The organism is Syntrophorhabdales bacterium (genome assembly GCA_035541455.1).
Classification (GTDB): domain Bacteria; phylum Desulfobacterota; class Syntrophorhabdia; order Syntrophorhabdales; family WCHB1-27; genus JADGQN01.
Genome location: DATKNH010000045.1, coordinates 26984 through 37200, shown reverse-complemented (window position 1 = coordinate 37200; position 10217 = coordinate 26984). Strand labels below are relative to the sequence as shown.

Here is a 10217-nt window from a genome sequence, read left to right as displayed (position 1 = left end):
GCAGGGAGGAGAGCGGCTACCAACGCCACAGCCGCAACCAGGAGAATGCCGAGGCTGATGGGCCTCGTAAGAAAAATAGTAGGATCGCCACGGGACAGAAGCATGGCCCGCCTCAGGTGTTCTTCCATCATCGGCCCGAGGATCATCGCAAGGAGCATTGGCGCCGGCTCGCATTCAAGTTTGCCGAAGATATAGCCCATGATCCCAAAGAGGGCCATGAGATGCACATCAAATTCACTGTTGCTCAGCGAAAAGACACCTATGCCGCAGAAGACGAGGATCGCAGGATAAAGCAGATGGTAGGGTACAAGGCAGAGGCGTACCCACAGTCCGATCATCGGCAGGTTGAGCACCAGCAGGAAAAGATTCCCGATCCACATCGAGACGATGACTCCCCAGAAGAGCGCCGGTTGATCGGTCATCACGGAGGGTCCCGGTTGGACGCCCTGGATAATCATTGCGCCGATCATAAGCGCCATGACGGGGCTCGTCGGGATGCCGAGGGTGAGCATGGGAATGAACGAGGCCTGGGCGCCCGCATTATTGGCTGATTCCGGTGCTGCAACGCCCTCGATCGCACCCGTACCAAACTCGGAACCATGCTTCGAGATCTTTTTTTCGACCGAATATGCGGCAAAGGAAGCGAGGAGGGCTCCACCGCCTGGGAGCACGCCCAGAAATGATCCGAGCGCTGTTCCGCGAATGATGGGCGCGACCATCCGTTTCCAGTCTTCGCGCGTGGGCATGAGACTGGTGATCTTGCTGACGATACGGTCGGCCACGCCTTCCCGCTCCAGGTTCAGAATGATCTCGCCGACGCCGAACATACCCATGGCAACAGTCACAAAGCCGATTCCATCCATCAGTTCCTTGAATCCCAGGGTGTAGCGCTGTGTCCCTGAATTCACGTCCGTGCCGATAATGCCGAAGAGCAGGCCGAGCACGATCATGCCTATGGCCTTCAGCAAGGAGCCCCGTGCAAGCACGACGGACGCGACAAGCCCCAGCACCATCAGGGAAAAGTATTCAGGTGCGCCGAACTTGAGGGCTACCTTGGCGAGCGGAGGTGCGAAGAGCGCTATGATCAGGGTGCAGACAGACCCCGCAAAGAAAGAGCCGATGGCTGACGTGGCAAGCGCCACACCTGCCCGGCCTTTGAGCGACATCTGATAGCCGTCGAGTGTGGTAACTATGGAAGAAGCCTCGCCCGGCAGATTGACGAGAATTGATGTGGTTGATCCGCCGTACTGGGCCCCGTAGTAGATTCCCGCGAGCATTATCAGCGCCGATACTGGAGGGAGCACGAAAGAAGCAGGCATAAGCATGGCCACTGTTGCGGCAGGCCCGAGCCCGGGCAGAACGCCGATAAGTGTGCCGATAAAGACACCGATGAGACAGTAAAGAAGATTGAAGGGAGTGAGCGCCGAGTGAAAACCGGTGGCTAAACCGGCGAAGATTTCCAATTCTCAACCTCCGAGCCAAGTGCCGCGGATGGGTATGGGCAAGCCCAGCAACCAGACAAAAATTATGGAAGAGCCGGCGGCGAGTCCGACTGCGAGGGCAAGCGCGACCGGCCATCGGAAGCGCTTGCTGGCATAGGCACTCACCAGTACGAGCAGGACGAGTGCGCAGGCGAGTCCGAGTCTGCGAAGCATCAGCGCAAAGAGTACATTGGATAGAGTGACCAAGACGAGTTTGCCCCAGGCCAGGCGCCCCACACCGGGGCCCGGCCTCAGCATGGTGTGTATAACAAGGATCAGGCCGATCAAGGCAAGTAGGCTTCCGAGCAGGGTAGGGAAATAGCCGGGACCCATGCGCATCGCTGTTCCCATGGGGTAGTGTCTGCCGTAGGCTGCGAATGCTACACCCACGCCGAGGAAGATGGCGCCGGACCAGAAGTCCTTGGACCTACACCAATTCGCCTTCAAGCGCTTACCTCCGTTGCCCTTCGGCCTGCTCTTACTCCTGCCACCCGCGGGTGAAGAGCCTGGCAGGCCGCGGGTGCCCGGCTAGAACAACTGGTACCGCGCAGCCAGGCCTCGGCTCGCCTCGGTATCCATCTTGAAATCGAATCGGTGTCGAAAGGCATCATCTGTGTTACTACCGCCCTATTGTTTCTCGATCTTTGCTTTTTCGATGACGCCTCTCCACTTTGCGATATCCGAGGTGAGAAGTGTTTTCAGAGCGTCGGGCGTGCCGCCGCGCGCCGTGACCCCGAGTTCAAGAAGTTTGCTCTTGACCTCCGCTGCCGCCAGAGCAGTATTGATCTCCTTGTTTAAACGGTCAATGATCGCACGGGGTGTTTTCGCGGGGGCAGCAATAGCATTCCAGGACGAGGCCTGGTAGCCTGGCACACCGCTCTCGGCGATGGTCGGGATGTCGGGCAGACCGGAGAAGCGCCGCTCCGACGTGATGGCGATAACCTTGACCACACCGCTCTTGAACTGGGAAATAATTGGCGCCAGCATGTCGAAGGCGAGCTGTACATCATTTCCTCTGAGTGCGACCAGCACATCAGGGCTGCCCTTGTACGGCACGATGGTAGCGTTGATACCGGTCATGCTGACGAAGAGCTCAGCGGACAGGTTTTGCGTGCTGCCGATGTTGATCGTGCCGATATTCAATTTCCCGGGGTTTGCTTTGGCGTAGGCGAGGACATCTTTGACGGAATTCCACTTGGCGTCCCCTTTTGCAATCATTGCTATGTCGAAGAAGCCAAGTGTCGATACAGGGGCAAAGTCGGCGACTGGATCATACGGGAGAGACTTGAAAAGCGAGGCACTTACTGCGTTGCCGTTCGACAGAAGGAGTAGCGTGTAGCCATCCGGCGCTGCCTTTGCAACTGCATCAGCGGCGACTATACCTCCTGCGCTGGGCCTGTTTTCAATCAACACCTGCTGGCCGAGCTGGGTTGAGAGTTTCTGTGCCACTACGCGACAGGTGAGATCTGCCACGCCGCCCGGTCCAAAGCCGACGATGATGTGGATCGGCTTTGTGGGGTACGTCTGTGCAGAAGCGTAGCCAGCGCAAAGAACGGCCACCGCGAGCACTCCCAATAGCAGGATTTTGAAATAATTCATGGTAAAGTCCCTCCTTTTTACTTCGTTTGAAACAATCACTGAAGTTCCTCGGTCACCTGCGGGAAGACGCGCTGATACGCTTCGGCATACTTGATGTTTTTTTTCTCTGAATTTCGGGCGGCCTGTACGCCGCGGTTCAGCGCCACGCGGGTGTAATACTCCCAGAGATATTCCTGTGCTTCCAATGTTTCAAACGCCTTTCGTTTCTTGTCCCAGACCGGTGTGATATCCAGCAGAACCTGGGGTTTCCAGTTACACTGCTCCGTTTGGTGCGGCTCGAAGAGAAAAACAGGGGGAGCGCCGAGCACTGCTCCACCGGGCTTATGACCGTGTGCCTGCGCGACGATCCGTGCTTCCTGCGCAACATGCGCCGCCATAGGGTGATCGAAATTGTACGGATCTTCCAAGGAATGCGTCAGAACAAATTCCGGCTTGAGGGATCTGTAAATATCAACGAGTCGATCCAGGTGCGCGGCAGTGAAATGCATCGGATAGTCACCGCAGTCGAGAAATTCTATTTCACCTCCCAATACTGCCGCAGCCTTCAGCGCCTCCTCCCTGCGCAACTCCTTTACCCGCTCCAGAGTCATGCCTCCCTCTTTCCAGAGCTTGGCTGATTCTCCTTTCTCTCCGAAAGAGAGACAGACGATCTTGGCTCTCCAGCCGCGGCTCGCATAGAGCGCTATTGCGCCGCCCGCCCGCCATACAAAATCACCCGAATGCGCGCTCACCACTAACACAGTCTTCTTTTGGTCTTCCGCCATACTCCTTCTCCTTGAACTTTATTTGCCTCCCGGCTTCGCGGTCGCTTCGAGGTCACAGCAAGAGCTCAAAGTGCGCCCGCAGCACTCTTCGCAGGTTGGAGATATGACGCCTCATCTGCGCCTCCGCTGTATCCGCGTCGTGCCGCTCCAGGGCGGAGAGGATCTTGCTGTGTTCGTCGAGGGAATCCTCTCCACGCCCCTGCACGAGCATGGTCTTGATGTTGTACCGCTTCAACTGATTCTTGATGGCCATCACCATGTCGACAGCCGGACGGTTAGGGCAGACGCGATAGACAACATCATGAAATCGCCAGTTGTTCTGAGAGTACTGCAGAAGATCGTGCGCCTTGAGACATTTCTTCATCTCGGAGAGGATCGCGCGCATCTCCTTCAGGTCTGCAGTGGAGAGATTCGGCACGCTCTGACGGATTACGAAGCCCTCCAGTAATTCTCTTACCTCCAGGTACTGCATCACCTCTTCGACGGAGAACCAGCGAACCCTTGCCCGCTTGTTTTCTTCGATCACCACAAGGTTCTCGCTCTCGAGCTTCAAGAGAGCTTTCCTGATTGTAGCGCGGCTCACACCCAGGTCTGCGGCGAGGGTTACCTCTGTGAGGCTTTCAGACGGACGAAAAAGTCCGTCGAGTATGCGCTGTCGCAACGAATGGTAGACCTGGTTAGTCTGGTCCCGCATTACTTCTCCTGTTCGCCACTCGCTGAGCGACGTGCATCTTGCAGCGTGTCGTAATAACGCACGCCCAGTTTAGCGAGCGCTTCGCGGAAACCGTAGAAATCAATGCCGAGCTGCCCCTCTTCGATCTTCTTTGTCGTACCTTGCTCTTTCTTTTCCCGGGCCAGCGATTGCTCGAGAGCATGGGCGATATCCGGTCGCTTGACGACCACGACGCCGTCATCATCGGCGACTATTAGATCACCGGGTTCGACAAGCGCGCCGGCACAGACAGCCGGGGCGTTAACCCAGCCGGCCTTGTTCTTGGTAGTGCCCGTGCAGACAACGGCCGCGGTCCAAACAGGGAAACCAAGCTCTCGGAGTTGCGCTGTGTCCCGCACACCGGCGTCCATGATGAGTCCTTTGACTCCTCGCTTCATTAAGCTTTTGGCGAGCAACTCGCCAATCATCCCGTGCTTGTTCGATTCCCCTTCTGTGGTTACAACCAGGATATCGCCTGGTTGGCAGCACTCCACGGCGGCGTGAACCATAAGGTTGTCACCGGCAGGACAGATCACTGTAACAGCAGGGCCGCAGACTGCTTGTCCCTGTTGTATTGGCTTCATACTGTCGTTGAGAAGCCCGGTTTGTCCCTGTGCCTCGTAGACGGTCGCTGTCCCGAGCCGCGCAAACTCGCTGCATGTCTTTTCATCACAGCGCGGAATGGTTCTGACGATATATCGCTCCATCTGATATCTCCCTTCACCTAAGCGGTTCTGTCGAAACTCACACAAGATACATTCTTTATCACGGATAAGAGCGGATCAGAAAAGAGATAAGAGCGGATGAATATTTCTTGACCGGAGTTGTGATAAGACGCCACCTCCGGTCAACCCTCAGCACCTCCGGTGCGGTGACCTGCGCGCAGCGCTGAGGTGTGTCCAGCATTGACGTGGTATCACAATGCTGGACACCAGTACGCCATCAGTCTTTATCTCTCTTCGCTTCTATCTGTGTACATCTGTGATAAAAATTCAGTTCTAGCTTTCTAAAACTCGTGACATTACCTCCTAAGCTCACTCGACAAGCGAGGTCGGGTTCTTGACGATCATCGTCCTCACCTCCGACTCGGAGAAGCCGTTTTGCAGCAACTTTTCCGCATACAGCGCCAGGCCTTCATCCGGATAAACACCGGTAGTCTGCCCCAGATCGGTGCCAAGCACCACGCGATCAGCACCGATAGCCCTTATCTGCCCGATGGCTACGTCCCATGCAACTTTGCCGGTTGCCGGTGTGGTGTAACAGTGCTCGACGAATGCACCGCTTTTGAGCATTTCCTTCTGCTCCTCGACCGCATAAAAGGTGGATGGAAAATCCACATGGGTGATGATGATCCGCTCCACCTTGCGTTCTTTTGCTGCCTTTACAAGGGCGAAGGCTTCCTCCTTGGAAACGTGGCTGGTGGCGAGGATCATGTTGAAGCGGGCAATGATATCGAGGACGCTGAAGACCTCATCTTTCAATGTGCCGTCTTTGAGAATGCAGATGGTAGGCGCAACAATTCCCTCGGCCTTCATCTGTTCCTTAATCTGTGCCCAGTAGGGAAGTTTCTGGGACGGGCTGCTGGCAAGATGGGCAAGCTCGTGCTGCGAATCAACGGTCGGAAACCAGACCAGCTTGGCCCCCGAGCGGCCGGCCATCTCCACAGCCATGGGATTGATGCCACCGACCGAGCTGTTCAACGTGATGGTGCCGATGGCATTGCAGCTGGGAAATATCTTTCGGATCGTCTGCGCACGTTCTGAAGTGCAAAAGTAGTGCGACTTAATGGCGTATCCTTTCATGCCGGATGTGATGATCCTCTGGGCCATTTCAACATCGTCCATCTTCCTTGGGAGTACATCGGGAGCCGAATGCACGTGCAGATCGTACGCTTCGCTCAATATAGGGTTCACGTTAGATGACCTCCATCGTTATTGCTATAAGTGTTCAGCACTTTTGCTGTCATTAATGATAGCAGATCTGGGGACGGTGTCAATCTTTTTTTGAGAGCCGGCAGGGAGGGGAAGAGCTTGACGGGAAATGGCCGTACTGGTATCTTCTGGAATCACCCAATGGAGAGGTAATCGCATGAGAGAAAGGGGTCTCTTCCTCACGTGTGTAGCGGTCCTTCTTTTTACCGGAGTTTTTTGGACTGGACTGGTCTCGGCAGCTCCTTATCCTGAGAAGCCTCTGGAGATCATCTGCCCCTACGCGCCGGGCAGCACTACAGACATTCTCCTCAGGGTTATCACGGACGTCGGGTCAAAATATTTTGGCCAGCCCATGGTGGTGGTCAATAAACCCGGTGCCGGCGGTGCACTCGCCGCGGCTGATGTGATCAGTTCGAAGCCTGACGGATATAAAGTCTTTTGGGGTGCACATGTCTTTTTTGCAACCACGACCAAGACTCAGAAAGTCCCGTTCGATCCGGATGACCTTGCACCACTTGCAAACTTCGTGGAGCTGAAGATGGGCATGGTAGTGAAGGGAGACTCTTCTTTTAAGAACTTCGATGACCTCCTGAATTACGCGAGGAAAGCCCAGGGCCAGTTCAAATGGGCGCACGTTGGGCGCGGGATAGGACTTCACATGAGTGGGATGGTTATATTTCGCAAGGCGGGAATCGCGACCATCGATGTGCCGTACAAAGGAACGGCTGAGGCGCTCGTGGCGCTGCTGGGCGGACACGTTGATGCGGCGAGCCTGGCCTATGGGGCGATGTCAGAGCAAGTCGCGGCTGGGAAAGCGAGGTACCTGATGTTCTATACCGACAAACGATTCAAAGATCACCCCGACGTGCCGACTGCGGTGGAACTCGGCTTTCCGAATGCGGTTCTGCCGGCCTTCTTCGGGCTCTACGTGCGCAGAGATACCCCGGAGCCAATCAGGAAGGTGCTTGCGGAGACGTGCAAGAAAATAACTGAGGACCCGGAGACAAGGAAGGGCATCGAGAGGGTTGGTGAAGCCCCAAGGTTCGGCGGACCTGAATTTGTCAGGGAGGAAATAAGGAAACAGGAGGCTGTCGGTATTCCTATTCTGAAGGAGCTGGGTCTCTACGTGGGCAAGTAGTACCCGTTTATATGTGTGAAGCCCGCGGTGCCGGAAGTTGCAACCGCACTCTTAAGCGTTCATGCCTCCGTCGGCCAGAAAAATACTCCCCGTTGAAAAACTGCTCTGATCTGAAGCGAGAAAAAGCGCAAGGCGCGCGATTTCCTCGGGTCTTGCGTGTCGCCCGAGGGGGATGCGCGCATTGATCATCGCGGTGCCGTCCTGCCCGGTAACGGCACTGATCCGTCTTTCAATCTCAGTCTGGAAGGCATTATCGATCGGACCCGGCGCGAGGACATTAACCCTGATCCGCCGTACCGCAACTTCCTTTGCGACTGTGCGCATGAGCCCCACGAGCGCGTGCTTGGATGTTACATATGCGCAGGAGTTCGGGCTTGATGTGACACCCATGATGCTCGAGGTAATGATAATGCTGCCGCCGTCCTTCATCTGGGGCAGACCGTACTTGCAGGCAAGGAACGAGCCGCGAACGTTGACCGCCATAACCGTATCAAAGATATCTTCCGGATAGTTTGTAATCGGGCTGGTGGTACCGCTGTGTCCCGCGTTGCTGAACAGAACATCGATCTTGCCCCATCTGGCGACTGTGCGATTGATGTAATTCTGTGTCTCCTGGAAGCTGGACACATCGGCCTTTGTGCTGTCTACGGTATCGTTGTGCGCTTTGATGGAATCGACGGCGCGAGCGAGCGACTCCTCGTTGCTGTCGACCAGCATGACTTTGGCACCCTCGCTCAGAAAGAGGGATGCGCTCGCAAGTCCGAGGCTGCCTGCGCCTCCGGTGATCACACAGATTTTACCATCCAGCACTCCCATGGTTTACCTCCCGACTATTTCTGCTGATCGTGTTCGTTCTCAGGCTATCTTGAGAAGCTTCTTTGCATTTCCTGAGAGTATCTTATTCATGTCGGCAGGAGGGATCTTAAGAGATGTGAGACCCTCCAGGTTAGCCCTCACAAACCGCTCGCCCGCTTCAGGGCCGAACGGGTAATCCGTCCCGTACAAAACGTGATCCGGACCCAGAAAAGCATAGCCGCAGGCATATGCCTCAGGAGGCCCGGCACTGAGAGCGTCGTCTGCGTAAATATTTTTCCAGTATTCAGAGAAATCCCTCGGAAGCTTTTTCCTGAGGGCCACCATACCGGAATCAATCCTGCCGGCAAAATAAGGGTACATAGCTCCAAGGTGATGCATCACTATTTTGAGGGCAGGGTAGCGGTCCATGACTCCTCCGAAAATGAGTCTCCAGACTGCCAGCGTCGAATCGAACGGCCATCCGAAACGGGACATGAACATCCACTGGCTCTCATCAGCAAGAGGATACGATTCCCAGTTGCAGGGATGCAGGAAGAGCGGGAGATCGTGTTTGGAGATTTTCTCGTAAAAAGGAAAGTACTCAACGGAATCGAGGCCTTTCCCACGCTGATTTGTGGCCACCGTGACCGCGCGGCAGTCCAATTCATTGATGCACCGCTCGAGTTCATGCATGGCCCTCTTCATGTCAAGGAGCGAGACCGCGCAGATATTGACGAATCTGTCGGGATGCGCCTTGCACAAGGTGTAATTGTCATTATTCGCTCGGGTGCATATTTCGGCCGCTGTGTCCGTATCGAAGCCGTCCAGGGTTTCCATCGTGAGACAGACTGCCTGCACGTCGATACCATACTTGTCCAGAATGCGGAGCCGTGCCTCAGGGTCCGCGTTCTCCACAGGGCATGGAAATTTCTTCGAGCCCTCCTTGTCGGCTGCCTGGCGAGCCCTTCGCCCCTTTTCGATTATTTCGATATTGGTCGCTGAGATATGATGAGAATACGTATCAATGATCATGCGTCCTCCTCCCCCTTGGTTCAGCGTAGGATCTTTCCAGTCATGCGCTACAGTTATTTTCGGGAAACAAGCGCAAACGCCCTGATGGGTGACGCACTCGAATCTCTCATGAGCAAGGGCGCGCAGATGAACGTAAACATCCGGTCCTGTGGAAGCCTGTCGAGATTGACCAGATTTTCTATATGGTAGCACGGCCTTTTCCTCATGAGCATGTGTGTTGATCGATCGCCTGCGTGATCTACAGTCGAAGCGTCCACGCCGAATATCAGAATGCCCTCATCGAGCATCCATTCTACCGCATCAGTTCGGATCTCGAGGTAGTGGCTCCAGTAAGCTTCGGTGCCGTAGTGGGGAGCTGCGTCTGTGCGGAAGAGAATGTAGGTAAGGTCTTTGGGATTGATACGATAACGTTCCAGTCTTGTCTTCACGTCATCCGCGGTTACTGACTCGCCGGGCTTTCTATCCGAGTAATCCTGCATGATAGCGTTTCCGGCCAAAAGGTCGACGGGCATCTGGTCGATTCCCGTACCTGCAGGGTTGAAGTGAAGCGGCGCGTCGATGTGCGTGCCTGCGTGATCACCCATTACCAGAATGTTCGATTGGTGGGAGACGCCGTTCGGCTTTACCGAATCCTTGTGCGCCGTGAATATACCGAGATATGTTTTGGTTATGGCCGGGAAGACCGGCATATTGGTGTGGATCGGACGGGACAGATCAATGATATCGTGGTTTATAACCATAGTGCTCTCAGCTCCTTTTCATTAC

The 10217-nt window shown here is 55.3% G+C and carries 11 protein-coding genes; 1 reads left to right on the top strand and 10 read right to left on the bottom strand.

Annotated features, from left to right (window positions below; translation table 11 throughout):
• The 7 genes from VMT71_05010 to VMT71_04980 form a co-directional block, all read right to left on the bottom strand.
• Positions 1-1463, bottom strand: a 1463-nt coding sequence (locus VMT71_05010) for a tripartite tricarboxylate transporter permease (GenBank protein ID HVN23307.1), incomplete at its 3' end; no start/stop codon positions are given.
• Positions 1464-1466: 3 nt separating this feature from the next.
• Positions 1467-1928 carry a tripartite tricarboxylate transporter TctB family protein gene (locus VMT71_05005; GenBank protein ID HVN23306.1) on the bottom strand — a complete coding sequence of 154 codons (462 nt, stop codon included), beginning with the start codon at positions 1926-1928 and terminating at the stop codon, positions 1467-1469.
• A gap of 180 nt (positions 1929-2108) precedes the next feature.
• Entirely contained in the window at positions 2109-3080 is a 972-nt protein-coding gene (locus VMT71_05000) for a tripartite tricarboxylate transporter substrate binding protein (protein ID HVN23305.1), read from the bottom strand.
• Positions 3081-3115: 35 nt separating this feature from the next.
• Complete coding sequence (locus tag VMT71_04995; GenBank protein ID HVN23304.1) at positions 3116-3844, bottom strand: PIG-L deacetylase family protein; 729 nt, start codon at positions 3842-3844, stop codon at positions 3116-3118.
• A gap of 52 nt (positions 3845-3896) precedes the next feature.
• Positions 3897-4538: a GntR family transcriptional regulator gene (locus VMT71_04990; GenBank protein HVN23303.1), complete on the bottom strand. Its 642-nt coding sequence runs from the start codon at positions 4536-4538 to the stop codon at positions 3897-3899.
• Entirely contained in the window at positions 4538-5263 is a 726-nt protein-coding gene (locus VMT71_04985) for a 4-carboxy-4-hydroxy-2-oxoadipate aldolase/oxaloacetate decarboxylase (GenBank protein ID HVN23302.1), read from the bottom strand. The genes VMT71_04990 and VMT71_04985 overlap by 1 nt, the downstream gene beginning before the upstream one ends.
• Before the next feature lie 327 nt (positions 5264-5590).
• Positions 5591-6469, bottom strand: coding sequence for a DUF6282 family protein (locus VMT71_04980; protein HVN23301.1), 879 nt, complete (start codon positions 6467-6469; stop codon positions 5591-5593).
• Between the two features lie 175 nt (positions 6470-6644).
• On the opposite strand from VMT71_04980, the gene VMT71_04975 reads away from it, so the two are divergent.
• Positions 6645-7625, top strand: coding sequence for a tripartite tricarboxylate transporter substrate binding protein (locus VMT71_04975; protein HVN23300.1), 981 nt, complete (start codon positions 6645-6647; stop codon positions 7623-7625).
• A gap of 51 nt (positions 7626-7676) precedes the next feature.
• Here the strand turns inward: VMT71_04975 and VMT71_04970 are convergent, their stop codons facing one another.
• From VMT71_04970 to VMT71_04960, 3 genes are read right to left on the bottom strand one after another with little or no spacing between them, the layout of a single operon-like run.
• On the bottom strand, positions 7677-8441 hold the full coding sequence (locus VMT71_04970; GenBank protein HVN23299.1) for an SDR family NAD(P)-dependent oxidoreductase: 765 nt from the start codon (positions 8439-8441) through the stop codon (positions 7677-7679).
• A gap of 39 nt (positions 8442-8480) precedes the next feature.
• Complete coding sequence (locus VMT71_04965) at positions 8481-9452, bottom strand: amidohydrolase family protein (GenBank protein ID HVN23298.1); 972 nt, start codon at positions 9450-9452, stop codon at positions 8481-8483.
• 53 nt (positions 9453-9505) lie between these two features.
• A complete protein-coding gene (locus VMT71_04960; GenBank protein ID HVN23297.1) occupies positions 9506-10192 on the bottom strand; it encodes a cyclase family protein in 687 nt (228 codons plus the stop codon).
• Positions 10193-10217 lie beyond the last annotated feature (25 nt).

What these genes read in the sequence shown, in the direction of transcription:
- VMT71_05000 (HVN23305.1), bottom strand. Translation starts at nt 3,080, where the DNA reads ATGAATTATTTCAAAATCCTGCTATTGGGAGTGCTCGCGGTGGCCGTT.
- VMT71_04995 (HVN23304.1), bottom strand. Translation starts at nt 3,844, where the DNA reads ATGGCGGAAGACCAAAAGAAGACTGTGTTAGTGGTGAGCGCGCATTCG.
- VMT71_04990 (HVN23303.1), bottom strand. Translation starts at nt 4,538, where the DNA reads ATGCGGGACCAGACTAACCAGGTCTACCATTCGTTGCGACAGCGCATA.
- VMT71_04985 (HVN23302.1), bottom strand. Translation starts at nt 5,263, where the DNA reads ATGGAGCGATATATCGTCAGAACCATTCCGCGCTGTGATGAAAAGACA.
- VMT71_04975 (HVN23300.1), top strand. Translation starts at nt 6,645, where the DNA reads ATGAGAGAAAGGGGTCTCTTCCTCACGTGTGTAGCGGTCCTTCTTTTT.
- VMT71_04970 (HVN23299.1), bottom strand. Translation starts at nt 8,441, where the DNA reads ATGGGAGTGCTGGATGGTAAAATCTGTGTGATCACCGGAGGCGCAGGC.
- VMT71_04965 (HVN23298.1), bottom strand. Translation starts at nt 9,452, where the DNA reads ATGATCATTGATACGTATTCTCATCATATCTCAGCGACCAATATCGAA.
- VMT71_04960 (HVN23297.1), bottom strand. Translation starts at nt 10,192, where the DNA reads ATGGTTATAAACCACGATATCATTGATCTGTCCCGTCCGATCCACACC.